Origin of the sequence: Pararhodobacter sp. (genome assembly GCF_036802785.1) — a bacterium.
Classification (GTDB): Bacteria; Pseudomonadota; Alphaproteobacteria; order Rhodobacterales; family Rhodobacteraceae; genus Pararhodobacter.
This window is the reverse complement of sequence record NZ_DAIRVN010000097.1, coordinates 1-15,703: the sequence shown is the minus strand read 5'-3', so window position 1 is coordinate 15,703 and position 15,703 is coordinate 1. Positions and strand designations below refer to the sequence as shown.

General features: G+C 62.5%; 18 protein-coding genes. 7 read left to right on the top strand and 11 right to left on the bottom strand.

All coding sequences use genetic code 11. The annotated features are described in order from the left end of the window. Nucleotides 1–3: 3 nt before the first annotated feature. Together V7Q53_RS21595 and V7Q53_RS21590 are read right to left on the bottom strand one after the other, a co-directional pair. Nucleotides 4–684, bottom strand: a complete 681-nt coding sequence (locus V7Q53_RS21595; RefSeq protein ID WP_333830942.1) for a flagellar hook capping FlgD N-terminal domain-containing protein — start codon at nucleotides 682–684, stop codon at nucleotides 4–6. A 14-nt stretch (nucleotides 685–698) separates the two neighbouring features. After that, complete coding sequence (locus V7Q53_RS21590; RefSeq protein ID WP_333830941.1) at nucleotides 699–2,558, bottom strand: flagellar hook-length control protein FliK; 1,860 nt, start codon at nucleotides 2,556–2,558, stop codon at nucleotides 699–701. Here V7Q53_RS21590 and V7Q53_RS21585 point away from each other — a divergent pair. The 6 genes from V7Q53_RS21585 (at nucleotide 2,553) to V7Q53_RS21560 (ending at nucleotide 6,717) form a co-directional block, all read left to right on the top strand. After that, nucleotides 2,553–2,837 (top strand): rod-binding protein, encoded by a 285-nt coding sequence (locus V7Q53_RS21585; protein WP_333830939.1) that lies wholly within the window; start codon nucleotides 2,553–2,555, stop codon nucleotides 2,835–2,837. The genes V7Q53_RS21590 and V7Q53_RS21585 overlap by 6 nt on opposite strands. Further along, nucleotides 2,834–3,196, top strand: coding sequence for a hypothetical protein (locus V7Q53_RS21580; RefSeq protein ID WP_333830938.1), 363 nt, complete (start codon nucleotides 2,834–2,836; stop codon nucleotides 3,194–3,196). Before V7Q53_RS21585 ends, V7Q53_RS21580 begins: the two co-directional genes overlap by 4 nt. Nucleotides 3,197–3,464: 268 nt before the next feature. Beyond that, nucleotides 3,465–4,715 (top strand): flagellin, encoded by a 1,251-nt coding sequence (locus V7Q53_RS21575; protein ID WP_333830937.1) that lies wholly within the window; start codon nucleotides 3,465–3,467, stop codon nucleotides 4,713–4,715. 72 nt (nucleotides 4,716–4,787) lie between these two features. Continuing rightward, on the top strand, nucleotides 4,788–5,165 hold the full coding sequence (gene flaF, locus V7Q53_RS21570) for a flagellar biosynthesis regulator FlaF (protein ID WP_333830936.1): 378 nt from the start codon (nucleotides 4,788–4,790) through the stop codon (nucleotides 5,163–5,165). Next, a complete protein-coding gene (gene flbT, locus V7Q53_RS21565; protein WP_333830935.1) occupies nucleotides 5,165–5,569 on the top strand; it encodes a flagellar biosynthesis repressor FlbT in 405 nt (134 codons plus the stop codon). Before flaF ends, flbT begins: the two co-directional genes overlap by 1 nt. Further along, nucleotides 5,566–6,717: a DUF1217 domain-containing protein gene (locus tag V7Q53_RS21560; RefSeq protein ID WP_333830934.1), complete on the top strand. Its 1,152-nt coding sequence runs from the start codon at nucleotides 5,566–5,568 to the stop codon at nucleotides 6,715–6,717. Before flbT ends, V7Q53_RS21560 begins: the two co-directional genes overlap by 4 nt. 365 nt (nucleotides 6,718–7,082) lie before the next feature. On the opposite strand, the gene V7Q53_RS21555 is transcribed toward V7Q53_RS21560, so the two are convergent. The 9 genes from V7Q53_RS21555 to V7Q53_RS21515 all read right to left on the bottom strand — a co-directional run bounded on the left by V7Q53_RS21555 (nucleotide 7,083) and on the right by V7Q53_RS21515 (nucleotide 14,232). Continuing rightward, a complete protein-coding gene (locus V7Q53_RS21555) occupies nucleotides 7,083–7,862 on the bottom strand; it encodes a succinate dehydrogenase iron-sulfur subunit (RefSeq protein WP_333830933.1) in 780 nt (259 codons plus the stop codon). An 11-nt stretch (nucleotides 7,863–7,873) separates the two neighbouring features. After that, on the bottom strand, nucleotides 7,874–9,679 hold the full coding sequence (gene sdhA / locus V7Q53_RS21550; RefSeq protein ID WP_333830932.1) for a succinate dehydrogenase flavoprotein subunit: 1,806 nt from the start codon (nucleotides 9,677–9,679) through the stop codon (nucleotides 7,874–7,876). A 10-nt stretch (nucleotides 9,680–9,689) separates the two neighbouring features. Continuing rightward, complete coding sequence (gene sdhD / locus V7Q53_RS21545) at nucleotides 9,690–10,070, bottom strand: succinate dehydrogenase, hydrophobic membrane anchor protein (protein ID WP_333830931.1); 381 nt, start codon at nucleotides 10,068–10,070, stop codon at nucleotides 9,690–9,692. A gap of 12 nt (nucleotides 10,071–10,082) precedes the next feature. Beyond that, on the bottom strand, nucleotides 10,083–10,466 hold the full coding sequence (sdhC, locus tag V7Q53_RS21540; protein ID WP_333830930.1) for a succinate dehydrogenase, cytochrome b556 subunit: 384 nt from the start codon (nucleotides 10,464–10,466) through the stop codon (nucleotides 10,083–10,085). 283 nt (nucleotides 10,467–10,749) lie between these two features. Beyond that, a complete protein-coding gene (locus V7Q53_RS21535) occupies nucleotides 10,750–11,388 on the bottom strand; it encodes a TorF family putative porin (RefSeq protein WP_333830929.1) in 639 nt (212 codons plus the stop codon). Between the two features lie 177 nt (nucleotides 11,389–11,565). Then, nucleotides 11,566–12,591: a MaoC family dehydratase gene (locus V7Q53_RS21530; RefSeq protein ID WP_333830928.1), complete on the bottom strand. Its 1,026-nt coding sequence runs from the start codon at nucleotides 12,589–12,591 to the stop codon at nucleotides 11,566–11,568. Nucleotides 12,592–12,599: 8 nt separating this feature from the next. Beyond that, the gene (locus V7Q53_RS21525; RefSeq protein ID WP_333830927.1) at nucleotides 12,600–12,803 is read right to left on the bottom strand and encodes a DUF1737 domain-containing protein; all 204 of its coding nucleotides are present in this window, start codon (nucleotides 12,801–12,803) and stop codon (nucleotides 12,600–12,602) included. Between the two features lie 3 nt (nucleotides 12,804–12,806). Further along, nucleotides 12,807–13,358, bottom strand: a complete 552-nt coding sequence (locus V7Q53_RS21520) for an NnrU family protein (RefSeq protein ID WP_333830926.1) — start codon at nucleotides 13,356–13,358, stop codon at nucleotides 12,807–12,809. A 1-nt stretch (nucleotide 13,359) separates the two neighbouring features. Further along, a complete protein-coding gene (locus V7Q53_RS21515) occupies nucleotides 13,360–14,232 on the bottom strand; it encodes an HpcH/HpaI aldolase/citrate lyase family protein (protein WP_333830925.1) in 873 nt (290 codons plus the stop codon). A 210-nt stretch (nucleotides 14,233–14,442) separates the two neighbouring features. On the opposite strand from V7Q53_RS21515, the gene mdh reads away from it, so the two are divergent. After that, complete coding sequence (mdh, locus tag V7Q53_RS21510) at nucleotides 14,443–15,405, top strand: malate dehydrogenase (RefSeq protein ID WP_333830924.1); 963 nt, start codon at nucleotides 14,443–14,445, stop codon at nucleotides 15,403–15,405. Nucleotides 15,406–15,703: the final 298 nt, after the last annotated feature.

Here is a 15,703-nt window from a genome sequence, read left to right as displayed (position 1 = left end):
CCGTCAATACAGACCGACGAGGGCCCCATCAGGGGCGGGGGTGGGGCGGGGCTGGCGCAGGCCGCTGATGGTTGAACTGTCAACCAGCATGCCGCCGGGCAGTACCAGCACCAGCATCCCGGCCTCCAGACGGGCCTCGACGATTGGCAGGTAGGCGGCGACCGGCGATGTATCAAGCACTTCGTCCCCCATGCGCGATTCCAGCTCGAACGTGTAGCGCCCGGTGGGCAGGGGTTCGCCATCCGCATCCAGCCCGGCCCATTGATAGGTGTGGGTCTCGGTCGGAATTTCTACAGTCTCCACGATGGCACCATCCTGGTTTCGCACGATCAGGAAATTGCGCTCGGCGCCGAGCGCGGGGTCAGGGGCGAGGTCGATGGGCGTGCCGTCAAAATGGGCGCCGCTGTAGATCCGCGCCTCCATGCCGACCCAGCCGCTCATCTCGGCGAGGCCCGAGCGGCCCAGCAGCGCTGACAAAAGCTGATTGGTCTGCATTTGCTGCTCAACGCTCGAAAAGGTGGCAAGCTGCACCGCGAAATCTGTCGCCGCCATCGGGTTGAGCGGATCCTGATTGCGCATCTGCACGGTGAGCATGTTGAGAAATGTCTGGTAGTCGCTTGATTGCACGGGGTTTGTGGCGGTTGATGCCGTGGCGGCGGTGCTGAAAGCGCTGTTCACTTGCATGGCGTCTCTCTCAATTAAAGGCGAATGTCGAGGCGTTCACCCGCCAGAGCCGCATTTGCAGCACGGCGGAGGGGTTCAACCGGGGCGGCGATGCCCTCAGCGGCCGGAAGATTCTGCCGGGTCCGGCCCGCATGGGACCCGGGCGCACCGTTCGTGCCCAGTTGCAACGACAGGCCGTTGAAGCCCATCTGCCGCAGCTCCTGCTCCAGCAACCCGATATGCCGGCGGATCAGGTCCATCGTCTCAGGGCGCTCGGCGCTGACACTCAGTGTGAGTCGGTTGTCATTTTCCTGCAGCCACATTTCCACCTTGCCCAGTTCGGCCGGGGCAAGCGACAGCTCGAACCGGCCCTTGCCCGCAGCGAGAACCTGCGCGCCGATCTGTTGCGAGACATCGCGGGCGAGTTCAGCAGTGGGGCGCTGCGCGGTAGCGCTCTCGGTCAGGGATAGGGCAGAGCCGGTGCCCGGCGCCGCGCCCGCAACCAGCGGGCTGTCACCTGACGGAAGGAAAAGGCCGCCCGCATCGGCTTCCGCCCGCGCCATGTTCGCGGCGGCCGTGCCTGTGGCAGAATCAGGGGATGCCAGCGGGTGAGCCGGCAGGGTGGTGACCTGCGACGGTGCTGTGCTTGTCACGGTCGCGCCGGGCGCTGGTGGCATGCGTGACGTTTCGGGCTTTGTCATCGCCGCCCAGCGCGGTTCGGTTGCGGCGGGTTTTGTCTGCTCAATGGGGCCGCTTGCGCCCCCAGGCAATCCCCGCGAGGTGAGAGGCGGTAGCGCGGCTGCGATGACGGGTGCCTCGTCCGGCGACAGAACCGGCTGTGGCGATAGGGATGGTTCCCGGGCCGTCGGCTGAAGACCTGCGGTAGGCGTGAGCGGAACATTTGCCGCGAGGGGGCTGGAGGTGAGCGGCACCCCATCTGCGCGCGCGCTGGCCGTGGCTTTCGCGGGCGCCGGATCAGTGGCTTTCGGGCCGTCCTGCGCGGCGATGGTCTGACCCTGCGCCGACGGGGGCACGGTTGCGCGAACCGGCATGCCCTCCGGCGCTCTGCCGGATCTTCCATCGGCATTCAGAGTGTCGGTTGCATCGCTGAGCGCCAGCGCCGAGGCCGCGATGCTGGCCTGCCCGGCCCTGCCCGCAGCTGACTCGGCTGCACTCTGAAGGGGCGGTGCAACACCTTGGCTGGCTGCTTGCGTCGTCGGCAGTGGGCCGGTCAGAGGCGTCTCCGGCACCGATTTCGATGCCAGCAAGGGTTCGCCGGTCAGCGGCTTTCCGGGCGTGGCCTCTGTTTCCGCGTTCACGCTTACTTGCTGCCATGCTGTCTGCGGTGTGCTATCCGCCTTCACCGTGGTTTTCTCACCCCGATCCGGGGAAGGCCGCGCTGCTTCCCCGTCTTCCGATGCTTCCACGCTTATCTGCAGGAATGGCTCCGCCGCCTCCCCGCCAGCCTTCAAACCGGCGAGGGGAGGGTATGCGACCATCTGCGCGTGATCACTTTCCGGCGCCCGCTCAGAGCCCCCTGACGCGGCGGGAATGAGCGTGGCATCCCCTTCCTCGGCAACGGCCTCTGTGACCTCCTCTGCGGGCGGCGGCGGCTCGGTGCCCTCCGTTTCTGATTCGTCACGCAACGGCGCGCCACGCGACAGCGCCCCGAGGATTGCCGCAAAAACACCCTCACCCGGCCCCGCCTTGGCTTTGCCTGGCTGGGTCTGGGCGGGTGCGCCGCGAATGGAACTGGTGAAGAGGTCAGTCAGCATGCAGGGCCCCGGGGTTGGCTGCCATTCGCTCATGTTTATCACGCGGATAGTTACCGGTTCTTTACCGCGATCGGTGATTCTGCAGGGAGTCAGACAGCAAAGATGGAGTGCAGAATGCAAATCCCCCCCGAAACCTCGCTTGCGCAGCGCGCTGGCCCCGCACCAACGGCCTTGCGCCGCAGCGCCGAGGCGTTGGAAAGCGCTTTTCTGTCAGCAATGTTCAGGGCAGCGGGAATCGGCCGCTCCGCCGAAAGCATGAACGGCGGCGCTGGCGAAGAGCATTTTGCGTCGTTTCTCGCTGAGGCGCATGCCCGGTCGATGGTCGCCCGCGGGGGAATCGGCCTTGCGGACCATATTGAACGTGCCCTTATCGCACGCGGCGCGGAGGGCGGGGCATGAAAAAGGTGGTTCGTGACCTTGGTAAACTGGCACGCCTGATGGATGAGGAGCGCGCGGCGCTGCGCGAAGCCGATATGGCGCGAATCAGCCAGATCGGGCCGCGCAAACTGGCGCTGATTGACCGGATCGAGGGGTGCCCGCCCGCTGACCTGCCCCCTGACGCGGTGGCGCTGGGCGGCAGAATCGCCGAAAGCGCCCGGCGCAATCAGCTGTTGATCGCTGCCGCGCTGGACGGTCTGCGCGATGCGCAACAGCTTCTGACGCGTGCGCGGCTGCCGCGACGGCATGAAACCTATGCGCGCGACGGCATGCGCCAGAAGATCGGTACAGCGCCGGGACAACTGGAAAAGCGCGCCTGATCCGATGAAATTGTTCTGACGCAGCGCCCCGGCGCTGCGTTTTTTTATGCCCGTCGCCTGAATGTGCGGCATTTGAGCGAAATCTGCGCAGCGAAAACCGGTTCGATTAATCGGCTGTTAGGGCTTCGGACGCAGTGTGAACCCCGCACCGTCATGGTGGCGCACTGTCCGAAAAGCCGGATGGCCGCAGGTCCAGAAAGGGCTGTCCCGTTCATTCCGAACGGCCTCATAAATCGGCGTAAACACGCCTTTGCAAAAGGAAGACGACATGTCCTCGATTCTTACGAACAATGGCGCAATGGTTGCCCTGCAGACCATGAAACAGATCAACCGCAGCATGAGCCAGGTGCAGGGCCAGATTTCGACGGGTCTGAAAGTGGGCTCGGCCAAGGACAATGCCGCGACCTGGGCGATCTCCAAGGTGATGGAATCCGACGTTGCCGGGTTCAAGACCATTCAGGACAGCCTCTCGCTGGGCAGTTCGACCGTGAATGTCGCGCGCAATGCCGCCGAAACCACGGTGAAACTGCTCACCGAGATCAAGGAAAAGATCGTCGGCGCGCAGGAGCAGAACGTTGACCGCGCCAAGATCCAGACCGATATCGCGCAGTTGCGTGACCAGATCTCGTCGGTGGTCAATTCGGCGCAGTTCAACGGCCTGAACATGGTCAATGGTCAGGCGCAGAACCCGGTGTCGATCCTGTCTTCGCTTGACCGTTCGGCTGGCGGCACTGTTCAGAGCGGAACCATCGAAATCTCACTGGATGCCACGAACCTGACCACCAATGTCGGCACCGCGTTGACGGCGGCGGCGCATGCCGGCACCGGCGCCGCGCAAACGGTTGCCGATGGCGCCGACCTGGTCTTCGCAACCGGGGACTTCGATTTCGCCGCAGCCGACGGTACGGCGGGCGGCGGGGTTGCGCTGCGCACAGGCGATATGACGGGCGCGCCGGTCAACACAGCGCTTGCTGCAGGTGACCGTGTCCAGCTCGATGTGGGTGGCACACGCGTGGCCTATACCGTGCGTGAAGGTGATGCCGGGTCGGCTATTCTGGCCGGTCTGCGCAACGAACTCGAAGCGGCGGGTCTGCACAGCAACGTCGCCATCGAGTTCGATGGTTCAGACTTTACCATCACCAACAACACCGGCGAAGCCATGGATGTGACCATGACCGCCACGCGCGGCGCTGGTGGCATGTCGGCGCTCGGTGGCCTGACGGTCGCGGGAACAGATCAGCAACGCACCGACGCGCTGCGCGATGTTGAGCAGATGATCCAGTACGCGATTGATGCCTCGGCCACCTTCGGCTCGTCGCAGAAGCGGGTCGATATCCAGAAAGAATTTGTCAGCAGCCTGATGGATTCGATGAAAGTTGGTATCGGCTCTCTGGTCGATGCCGATATGGAGGAAACCTCGGCACGGCTTCAGGCGCTTCAGGTTCAGCAGCAGCTCGGTATTCAGGCGCTGTCGATCGCCAACCAGCAGCCGCAGAACATCCTCTCGCTCTTCCGTTAATGCGCTCACCGGGGCCCGTAAGGGCCCCGGTTTCGCCCCGCTGACCCCTTCCTTCGCACAGTGAGAGCAGAGATGAGTGCAACGGCCAAAGCACAGAGCGCCTATGGTACGACAACCCGAACCATCAAATCCCCGCGCGACATCGAATATGAACTGATGGCTTCGATTACTGGGCGCATACAGGCTGCGCATGGCGACACAGGGCCCGGCGCCTTTCCGGCCCTCGCCGCAGCCATGCACGACAATCGCCGTCTTTGGAGCGCTTTCGCCACGGATCTGGCAGATAATGGCAACCAGTTTCCAAAGGAATTGCGCGCCCGTCTTTTCTACCTGGCCGAATTCGTCGGTCAACATACGGACAAGGCCCTGTCCGGCGCTGCGCCCGCCGAGATTCTTGTGGATATCAATCTTGCCGTGATGCGTGGCCTGCGACCTCAAGGGGGGCACTGATGAGCGGACTGATCCTCAAGCTTGCCCCTCATGAACGGGTGCTGATCAACGGCGCCGTCATTGAAAATGGGGAAAGAAGAAGCCGATTCTCGATCGTTACGCCCAATGTCAACATTCTGCGGCTGCGCGATGCGATCCATCCTGAGGAGGTGAAGACGCCGGTGCGCCGTGTCTGCTATGTGGTTCAGCTGATTCTGTCAGGGGATTCCGAGGCAGATGAGATGCGTCCGCAACTGCTTCGCGGGATCGAGCAGCTGAGCCAGGTGCTGACCGACCAGGACAGTCGGGCGCTGTTGAACCGTGCCACCGAGGCTGCACTTTGCGGTGATCATTATCAGACCCTTCGTGCGCTGCGTTCGCTGCTGCCGCGCGAGGAGCGCCTGCTTGCGGGTGCCCACCCATGAGCTTTGCGCCGATCATCCCGAGTTCCGGTCTCAACGGTTGGCAGTTTTTGCAACGTACGCTGGACAAACAGGCGGCGTCACATGCAAGCACAGCCGTTGCTCGCCGCGACGAGGCCTATTTCCGCGAGAACATCGGAAAGATCAGTTCGGCCGAGGAACTGGTGAAGGATCGGCGGCTTCTGCAGATTACGCTTTCGGCGTTCGGCATGTCTGATGATCTGCCGAATCGCGCGTTCATTCAGCGGGTTCTTGAAAGCCCGACGCGGGAGCCCGAACCGGGCGAGAAGCGGAGCTTCGTGCATCGCCTTGCCGATAAGCGCTATCTTGAGCTTGCGAAAGCTTTTGGCTTTGGTGACCGGGCGGCGGAACGCGCGCAATCGCTGAGTGATCCGGCCCTTCCTGGTGCCGGGCGTGAAGAACTGGCAACCCGGCTGGCGGCGTCCATGCAGCGCGACTTGACCGCGCTGGTGGGCAGCGGCATCGGCGAGGATGCAACCTGGGCGTTGATTTTCGGCACTCCTTCGCTGCGCACGATGTTCGAGACGGCCTACGATCTGCCAAAAGATTTTGAATCCCAGGCACTTGGTGAACAGATCAAGGTGCTGCGCAGTCAGACCGAGAAGATCTTCGGATCAGGAAATGCCTCCCAGTTCGCTGAGCCTGACGCGCTCAACGCGTTGGCAAAGCGCTATATTGGTGGCTTTGCGGATGACTTGCTCACGAATTACCATGCGCGGCGGTTTGAGGAGGCGGTAGGGCAGCAGGATAACTCCATGCGGCTGGCCCTTGCGTTGCAGCGCGACCTTGCTCAACTGGCGGGCAGCGATCAGAGTGAAAGCGGCAAATGGTATCGCATTCTTGGTACGCCATCGATGCGCCAGGTTTTCGAGACCGCATTTCAGCTTCCATCAAGCTTTGCGTCACTCGATCTGGACCGGCAGGTTGACATCCTGCGTTCTCGTGCGGAGCGGGCTTTCGGGGCGGGGGATATTGCGCAGTTTGCTGATCCTGCGAAACTGAACAAGCTGATACGCCAGTTTTTTGTCGGGGAGCAACTGAGCGAGATCCGGTCTGTAAGCAGCCAGTCGGCGGCCCTCACCTTGCTGCAGAGCGCGCAGGCGAGCATGGCGGCGTTCCGGCAACGATGACCCGGCCTGGGGGGCGCAGCGGGCTACAGGTTGGCAGACCGCCTGAACGGAACTTTTGGCGGGCATTCGGAGGCGCAGGCAAAAGGGCGAATTGCTTGGCTGACATTTGGAAATACTGGGCGCTGCTGCCGCTCCTGCCGTCAACGCGTGCGGAAGGGGTCTTTGGTCTGTCCGGTAACGGGTCATGGCTGGCTGAGAAAGCGTCAAGGAGAACTCGAGGGAGCATCATCAGCTCGGGAGGTGCTGGGCTTTCTTGAGCGCGACCCCCTTCAGGTGAAGACAATGGAAGATTGATGCGTGGTCCAAGGGAAAAGCCCCGAAGCGGGTGCTTCAGGGCTTTGTGCAGTCATGCTCAGGGGCGCGGGTCAGAGTGCGCGTTCGACCATCTTCATCTTGATCTCGGCGATGGCCTTGGCGGGGTTCAGGCCCTTCGGGCAGGTCTTGGCGCAGTTCATGATCGTATGGCAGCGGTAAAGCTTGAACGGATCATGCAGGTCATCCAGGCGCTCACCCGTCGCCTCATCGCGCGAGTCGATAATCCAGCGATAGGCGTGGAGCAGGGCGGCCGGGCCCAGATAGCGGTCGCTGTTCCACCAGTAGCTGGGGCAGGACGTGGAGCAGCAGGCGCACATCACGCATTCATAAAGACCATCGAGCTTTTCGCGGTCTTCGATGGACTGGCGCCATTCCTTGGCCGGTGTGTTCGACTTCGTTTCAAGCCATGGCATGATCGACGCGTGCTGCGCATAGAAATGCGTCAGATCCGGCACCAGATCCTTGACCACCGGCATATGCGGCAGCGGGTAGATCTTTACGTCGCCCTTCACCTCGTCCATGCCAAAGATGCAGGCGAGCGTGTTTCGCCCGTCGATGTTCATCGCGCAGGAACCGCAGATGCCTTCGCGGCAGGAGCGGCGGAAGGTCAGGGTCGGGTCGATCTCGTTCTTGATCTTGATCAGCGCGTCCAGCACCATCGGTCCGCAGCTGTCCATATCGACGAAATAAGTGTCGACCTGCGGGTTCTGCCCGTTATCCGGGCTCCACCGATAGATGCGGAACGTGCGCAGATTGGTGGCACCCGCCGGTTTTGGCCAAGTCTTGCCCACGCGGATCTGGCTATTCTTGGGAAGGGTCAGTTCAACCATTCTTCAGCTCCTCAATACAGGCGGGCCTTGGGCGCGATCTTTTTCGGGTCAATGCCGCCCTGTTCAAGGGTGGTCAGCGGCTCTGTCACGACGGGGCGATAGTCCAGCCGGACCTGGTTGCCCTCAACCCAGGAGAGGCTGTGTTTGCGCCAGTTGACGTCATCGCGGTTCGGGTAGTCCTCATGGGCATGCGCGCCGCGCGATTCCTTGCGGGCCTCGGCCGAAACGATGGTGGTAAGCGCGTTGGGCATGAGGTTTTCAAGCTCAAACGTTTCCATCAGGTCCGAGTTCCAGATCAGCGAGCGGTCGGTGACCTTGATATCGCCCATTTTGGCGGCAACGGCGGCCATTTTTTCGCAGCCCTCGGCCAGTGTCTTGTCGGTGCGGAAGACAGCGGCATCGTCCTGCATGGTCTTCTGCATCTCAAGGCGCAGATCGGCGGTGGGGATAGCGCCATTGGCGTGGCGGATACGGTCGAACCGGGCAACCGCAGCCTCGACCGAGGCTTTGGAGGTGGTCGGGTTCGGCGCATCCGGGTCAATCGTCCGCCCCGCGCGGATCGCGGCGGCGCGGCCAAAGACCACAAGGTCGATGAGCGAGTTGGAGCCCAGCCGGTTCGCGCCATGCACTGAGGCGCAGGCCGCTTCGCCCACTGCCATCAGCCCGGGCGCCACGCGGGTGGGGTTCTCGCTGTCGGCGTTCAGCACCTCGCCCCAATAGTTGGTGGGGATGCCGCCCATGTTGTAATGCACGGTCGGCAGAACCGGGATCGGCTCTTTGTTGACATCCACACCGGCAAAGACGCGCGCCGATTCCGAGATGCCGGGCAGGCGCAGATGCAGGGTCTCGGGCGGCAGGTGGTTGAGGTGCAGGTGGATGTGGTCCTTGTTCGGGCCAACCCCGCGCCCTTCGCGGATTTCCATGGTCATGCAGCGCGAGACCACATCGCGCGAGGCGAGGTCTTTGTAGGTCGGCGCGTAACGCTCCATGAAGCGCTCGCCCTCGGAATTGGTCAGATAGCCGCCCTCGCCGCGTGCGCCCTCGGTGATCAGGCAGCCCGCGCCATAGATGCCGGTGGGATGGAATTGCACGAATTCCATGTCCTGGAGCGGCAGACCCGCGCGGGCGACCATGCCGTTCCCGTCGCCGGTGCAGGTATGCGCCGAAGTAGCGCTGAAGAAGGCGCGCCCATAACCGCCGGTGGCCAGCACCACCATCTTGGCGTTGAACTGGTGCAGCGTGCCGTCATCCAGTTTCCAGGCCAGAACGCCGGTGCAGCGCCCGTCATCGTCCATAAGAAGGTCGGTGGCGAAGTACTCGATATAGAACTGCGCCTGTTCCTTCAGCGAGCGGCCATAGAGCGTGTGCAGCATGGCATGCCCGGTGCGGTCGGCCGCGGCGCAGGTGCGCTGCACGGGCGGGCCTTCGCCGAATTCGGTGGTATGGCCGCCGAAGGGGCGCTGATAGATCTTGCCATCCTCGGTGCGCGAGAAGGGCACGCCGTAATGTTCCAGCTCATAAACGGCCTTGGGGGCCTCACGTGCCAGATATTCCATGGCATCGGTGTCGCCCAGCCAGTCAGAGCCCTTGACGGTGTCATACATATGCCACTGCCAATGGTCCGGCCCCATGTTCGAGAGCGAGGCGGCGATGCCACCCTGCGCGGCAACGGTATGGGAGCGGGTGGGGAAAACCTTGGTCACGCAGGCGGTTTTCAGCCCTTGTTCGGCCATGCCGAGCGTTGCGCGCAGCCCCGCGCCACCAGCGCCCACGACCACGACATCATAGGTGTGTTCTTCGATCTTGTATGCAGACATCTGGCTATCCTCAGGCGCGGAACAGGATGGTGGCGACAGCAAGAATGCCCGCCACGGCAAGCGCCCCGTTGAAAAGCGTATTGCACAGCAACAGGGCAACGCGCGTGGGTTTGTGCGGAACGTAATCTTCGATGACAACCTGAAGCCCCATGGCCAGATGCCAGAAGCCCACAAGGAAGAACAGAACCGCCACAAGGGCATGGCCGAAGGTGGAATAGGTGGCGGTCATCGCCTCATACCCGGTGTCAAGGGTGCGGGCGAAGGGGAAGATGAACAGCAGCGTCAGCGGAATCATGGCGATTGCCGAAATCCGGTGCAGCCACCAGTGATGCGCGCCGTCGCCGGCAGTGCCCAGACCCTGAACGCGCGCGTAGTCGGTTTTGAAACCCATTGTCCCCTCCCGTCAGGCGATGATCAGGGTCAGCACGGTCAACACGACCGAGCCGCCAAGAATGATCCAGTTGTTCCGCTCGGCCTTGGCAAGGTCAAAGCCCATGCCCGCATCCCAGAACAGGTGCCGGATGCCGTTACAGAAGTGATACCACAGCGCCCAGAGCGACGCGGTGAGCACCAGCGTGCCGATCCATGAGGTCAGAAGCCGGTCAGCGCTGGCGAAATATTCAGGCGAATAGACCGCCGCGACGAACCACCAGACGATGAGAACGGCGGCAAGCACCATGCCGACGCCGGTGATGCGGTGCAGGATTGACAATATGGCGGTCAATGGCAGCCGGTAGACTGTCAGATGGGGGGACAACGGCCGGTTGCCCCGGTTCACATCACTCATGAACATTCCCTCTCTCGTTTTGGCGGTCCCGGCCCGCAGCCGGATGGCTTTGAGGGGATTGAATAGCGATTTTTTCGGGCAAGTCACGTGCTCAGTTGGTTCAAAAGTGATCCTTTGGAGGCGGAAAGAGAAAAAACCGGATAACGTGATCACAAGAAATCTGGCTGTGATCACATGGTGGCGTTACCGTCCTCGTCCCGTTGGGCCGACGCCCGCAAAGCAGAAGGGCGGGTGCCGTGCACCCGCCCTTACCGATATCCTTGCCACCGCGTGACGGCGGGTTTCAGAAGCCGAAGTTGACCGAAAGCACCGCGCGGGTACCCAGAGGGCCAGAGCGGTAAACCCGCGCGTCAACATCGAAGTTGTCGTTGAATGCGTAGGTTACGCCCAGATCGGCATAGGTTACGCTTCCGGCATGGCCCAGCTTGGTGGAGGCGCTCAGGTTGTCCATCAGCGCGAGGCTGAGGCCAACGTGCGTGTCATTCACCGTCAGGCTGCCGTCATGGCCGAAATAGGCGCCGCCGAACATGGTCAGCGTTCCGGCCTCATGCTCGACCAGCGCGTAGAACTCGCCACAGCAATCGCCGCTGCTGTTATAGAGGTAGCGCGCATAGCCGACATCGAAGCTGGTGTTCTCAATCGACCAGCGATACCCGCCATAGATGTCTACCTCGACCCGGTCGGAGTCGCCGCCCCCGAAGCGCACGTTCGAGGCCCAGAGACCACCATAGAAGCCATTCGACTCAACCTCGACCCAGGGCTGGAAAGCCGGGCGGTTCTGCGTCTGCGTGACCCCGCGCGAGATGTAGTTCGAAGTGACCGTACCACCCCAGGAAAAGGTGTAGCCCTGCGCCGAAGCAGGAACCGCCGCCATCAGCGCCAGTGCCGCCACGCCGGAGGCGAGAAGGGTTTTTTTCATCATTGTCATGCTCCATGTCCCCAAGCGTTGGCTAAGCCGTTGAACCCGGACATGCCTCGCTCTGAAGCAAGAATTACACCCGTCCGATCCATGCGGACAGCGCAGAGTTGCGGAGCAACGAATAAACCGCGCAGAATGTTACAAAAACACCATAGCGCGGTCGCAGTGTTGTGATTTTGATCAGTTTGGCAACAGCGCCCAGTAATCAAGGTCCAGCAGAACCTCGGCGAGGTATTTGCCGCTGTCATCCTTCAGCGCACCGGCTGTGCCCTTGGTGGCCACCAGCCGCAGCCGGATCGCGCCCACACCCGGCGCATCGGTTTCGGCCTTGTCCAGCACTTCGGACCATGCGCGCACGGTATCACCTGCGAAACAGGGGTTGGCATGGGCACCACCGTTGAGCGCGACAATCATCTGCGCATTGGCCAATCCGTTGAAGCTGAGCGCGCGGGCCAGCGAAATCACATGGCCGCCGTAGATCAGCCTTTTGCCATCAGGGCGGAAGGTGGCGTCGAAATGGACCTTGGCGGTGTTCTGCCACAGGCGGGTGGCCAGCATATGCTCGGCCTCTTCAATGGTGACGCCATCGACATGGTCGATCACCTCGCCCACAGTATAGTCCCCCATGCGATAGGGCTCGCCCGAGAGGGTATCGTTGTGGCTGGCAAAGGTCAGGCCCCGCGGCACCACCAGATCAGCAGGCGCGACCACGGGTGCCAGCACCGGCACCACGGGTTCGGGCGTGGGTGTGTCACGGTTCTTGCGCACCATGACCCAGCGGACATACTCCAGCACTGCCTCGCCATGCTGGTTGCGCCCGGTGGTGCGCACCCAGACCACGCCGGATTTGCCGTTGGAATTCTCCTTCAGGCCGATCACCTCGGATTCGGAGGTCAGCGTGTCGCCCGGCCAGACCGGCTTCAGCCAGCGCCCCTGCGCATAGCCCAGATTGGCCACGGCGTTCAGGCTGATATCGGGCACCGTCTTGCCGAAGACGGTATGAAAGACGATCAGGTCATCCAGCGGGCTTTGCCGAAGGCCACAGCTGCGCGCGAATTCATCCGAGGAATAGAGCGCGCCGCGCGCCGGATAGAGCGCATGATAGAGCGCGCGCTCTGCCCCGGTCAGCGTGCGCGGCACCGCATGGCGGATCACCTGCCCGATGCTGTAATCTTCAAAGAAATTGCCGCTGTTGGTCTTCATCACCGTCTCCGTCACTGTTCGCCAAGCTTGATGCCGGGATGATAGTCGCCCGGCACCTCCTTGGTGACGGCCTGCGCGCAGCGCATCACGCCGCGCGCCGCGTCAAACGCCATGGAGGGGGCGCCGTGCAGCGCCCACCCCTTGTTCAGGGCCAGCGTGACCTTGTGGCAGAACTCCGAGGTGTCATCCTCAGTCAGCAGTCGGTAAAGTTTCATGTGTCATCCAAAGGGCCAGACGCCCAGCCAGTTGTGAATCATCCCGATAACGAACATGCCGACCAGCGCGGCCAGCACGGCGCCCCCCTCCACCAGCATTGATGCAGGTTGCGGACGCTGCCATTCGCGTTGCGCGCGGTTGATCAGAATCACCGCCACCACCGCCCATGCCAGCAATCCGCCGAACAGGATGAAGCCCGCAAGGCTGCCGTTGACCAGCAGATGCGCCAGCGCCCAGGTTTTCACTGCCGTCAGCTGCGGATGGCGGATGACGCGGGTGATGCGGGTCTGCATGATCGAGGCTGCGAACAGATAGACCGCCAGCAGCATCAGCAGGTTGTTGAGATGGCGCAGGAAGGCGGGCGGATACCAGACCTGGGCATAGCCTGCCCAACGATAGCCCAGCACCATCAGCACAATGGAAACCAGCAGCGCCAGCGCCACCAGCCCCTTGCCACGTTCGCCCATGGCCGCGCGGCGCTGGGGCGCGAGGCGCTTGAAAAGATGCGCGCCAGCCCAGAGGGCGACGCCGAGGATCAGAACGATGTAGCCCATGTTACATGGCCTTTTGCAATTGCGCGATTGCCCCGGCGCGTGCGAGCACCTGCCGGGCCGTCACAATATGCAGATTTTCGACAATCTTGCCATCCACAACGGCCACGCCCTGCCCTTTTGCCGTCGCCTCGTCAAAGGCGGCGATCTGGCGGCGGGCGAGGTCGATGGCGGCCTCATCCGGTGCGAAAACCGTGTTGGCGATGTCAAGCTGGGCAGGATGGATCAGGGTTTTGCCGTCAAAGCCCAGATCGCGGCCCTGTTCGCACTCAGTGCGCAAGCCCTCTTCATCCTTGAACGCATTATAGACCCCGTCCACCGCGATCAGCCCGGAGGCGCGCGCAGCCATCAGGCAGGCCTGCAGTGCAAACTGCATCGGCAGCCGGTCTGCGCGGAAACGGCAGCCCAGTTCCTTGGCCAGATCATTGGTGCCCATGACAAAACCCGCCATGCGCGGCGCGGCGGCGATGGCGGCCGCGTTGAACACCCCCTGCGGGGTTTCCATCATCGCCCAGATCCGGGTGTCGGCGGTTTCACCGCGGGCATCCAGCCGGTCTGCCAGCGCCTCGATATCGGCGGCCGCATTGACCTTTGGCAGCAGGATCGCCTCAGGCTTTGCTGCGGCAATCACCTCCAGATCCTGCGCGCCCCATTCGGTATCAAACCCGTTGATCCGCACCAGCTTTGCGCGGGGTCCGAAATCGGTGCTGGCCAGGGTCTCGGCCAGCAGCCCGCGCGCGGTGGCTTTCTCATCCACGGCAACCGCATCTTCCAGATCAAAGATGATCGCATCGGCTGCAAGTGTGCGTACCTTCTCCATCGCGCGCGCGCGCGAGCCGGGGATATAAAGCACTGAGCGGAAGGGGCGGCTGTCCATGATTCTCTCCCGTGAAACATTATTGCGCGCAAACCACCACTTTCCGACATTAACCGCAAGCGCATTTTTCTGCATTGCAGAGTGAACAGCGCAGCACCGGGATGGCAGCGTTAACAACACACCCCTTCGGGTGCCGCATTGCCGCGACACTTGCACGGGAACTGCCGAAGCCTTAGCAAGATGCGAATTGCAACCTGACCGGAGTAAACCATGGCCAGACCGAAAATCGCGCTGATCGGCGCAGGGCAGATTGGTGGCACGCTTGCCCATCTCGCCGCGATCAAGGAACTTGGCGACGTCATCCTTTTTGACATTGCCGAGGGTGTCCCGCAGGGCAAAGCCCTCGATATCGCCGAGTCCGGCCCTTCCGAAGGGTTTGATGCCGTGATGAAAGGCACCAATGATTACGCCGATATCGCGGGTGCCGATGTCTGCATCGTTACCGCCGGTGTGCCGCGCAAACCGGGGATGAGCCGCGATGACCTCCTCGGCATCAACCTGAAGGTCATGAAATCGGTGGGCGAAGGTATCGCCAAACACGCGCCCAATGCCTTCGTCATCTGCATCACCAACCCGCTTGACGCGATGGTCTGGGCGCTGCGCGAGTTCGCGGGCCTGCCGCACAACATGGTCGTCGGCATGGCTGGCGTGCTCGACTCGGCGCGCTTCCGTCACTTCCTCTCGGTGGAGTTCAACGTGTCCATGCGCGATGTCACCGGCTTTGTGCTGGGTGGCCATGGCGACACGATGGTGCCGCTGGCGCGCTATTCAACCGTTGGCGGCATCCCTCTGCCCGATCTGGTCGCCATGGGCTGGACCACGCAGGAGAAGCTGGACGCTATCGTGCAGCGCACCCGTGACGGCGGTGCCGAGATCGTGGGGCTGCTGAAGACCGGCTCGGCCTTCTATGCGCCCGCCACTTCGGCGATCGAGATGGCAGAGGCCTATCTGAAGGACCAGAAGCGCCTGCTGCCCTGTGCGGCCTGGTGCAAGGGAGAGTTCGGGCTGGAAGGCATGTATGTCGGTGTGCCCACGATCATCGGCAAGGGCGGCATCGAGCGCGTGGTAGACATCAAGCTCAATGGCGCAGAGCAGGCGATGTTCGACAAGTCGGTGGCCGCTGTGCGCGGGCTTGTGGACGCCTGCAAGGGAATCGACCCCAGCCTCGCCTGAGGTCAGCCCCCTGAAACGACTCGCAGCAGCGGCCCTTTGGGCCGCTGTTTGCATTTCCGGCCCCCGATTCCCGGCCAGATTCCCCCCGGAAACTGCATCTTGTGGGTGTCGGCGGAGCTTCCACAAATGGCTGAGAATGAGGGCGAAAACGCGGGCGTACAAATTAGACAAGTTTAAATTGTGTGATATCAACACGTTAGGATCATCCGTCAGAAATACGTCACGAAAATCATGCTTCAGGTGCTTTTTCCTCTTGCGGTGTTTTTGCTGTGGGCCTAGATAGCGCTTCACCGGCGGC

Excerpts from the sequence above, each read along its gene's own strand:
- V7Q53_RS21595 (WP_333830942.1), bottom strand. The coding sequence starts at position 684 with ATGCAAGTGAACAGCGCTTTCAGCACCGCCGCCACGGCATCAACCGCC.
- V7Q53_RS21585 (WP_333830939.1), top strand. The coding sequence starts at position 2,553 with ATGCAAATCCCCCCCGAAACCTCGCTTGCGCAGCGCGCTGGCCCCGCA.
- V7Q53_RS21580 (WP_333830938.1), top strand. The coding sequence starts at position 2,834 with ATGAAAAAGGTGGTTCGTGACCTTGGTAAACTGGCACGCCTGATGGAT.
- V7Q53_RS21575 (WP_333830937.1), top strand. The coding sequence starts at position 3,465 with ATGTCCTCGATTCTTACGAACAATGGCGCAATGGTTGCCCTGCAGACC.
- flaF (WP_333830936.1), top strand. The coding sequence starts at position 4,788 with ATGAGTGCAACGGCCAAAGCACAGAGCGCCTATGGTACGACAACCCGA.
- flbT (WP_333830935.1), top strand. The coding sequence starts at position 5,165 with ATGAGCGGACTGATCCTCAAGCTTGCCCCTCATGAACGGGTGCTGATC.
- V7Q53_RS21560 (WP_333830934.1), top strand. The coding sequence starts at position 5,566 with ATGAGCTTTGCGCCGATCATCCCGAGTTCCGGTCTCAACGGTTGGCAG.
- V7Q53_RS21555 (WP_333830933.1), bottom strand. The coding sequence starts at position 7,862 with ATGGTTGAACTGACCCTTCCCAAGAATAGCCAGATCCGCGTGGGCAAG.
- sdhA (WP_333830932.1), bottom strand. The coding sequence starts at position 9,679 with ATGTCTGCATACAAGATCGAAGAACACACCTATGATGTCGTGGTCGTG.
- sdhD (WP_333830931.1), bottom strand. The coding sequence starts at position 10,070 with ATGGGTTTCAAAACCGACTACGCGCGCGTTCAGGGTCTGGGCACTGCC.
- sdhC (WP_333830930.1), bottom strand. The coding sequence starts at position 10,466 with ATGAGTGATGTGAACCGGGGCAACCGGCCGTTGTCCCCCCATCTGACA.
- V7Q53_RS21535 (WP_333830929.1), bottom strand. The coding sequence starts at position 11,388 with ATGATGAAAAAAACCCTTCTCGCCTCCGGCGTGGCGGCACTGGCGCTG.
- V7Q53_RS21525 (WP_333830927.1), bottom strand. The coding sequence starts at position 12,803 with ATGAAACTTTACCGACTGCTGACTGAGGATGACACCTCGGAGTTCTGC.
- V7Q53_RS21520 (WP_333830926.1), bottom strand. The coding sequence starts at position 13,358 with ATGGGCTACATCGTTCTGATCCTCGGCGTCGCCCTCTGGGCTGGCGCG.
- V7Q53_RS21515 (WP_333830925.1), bottom strand. The coding sequence starts at position 14,232 with ATGGACAGCCGCCCCTTCCGCTCAGTGCTTTATATCCCCGGCTCGCGC.
- mdh (WP_333830924.1), top strand. The coding sequence starts at position 14,443 with ATGGCCAGACCGAAAATCGCGCTGATCGGCGCAGGGCAGATTGGTGGC.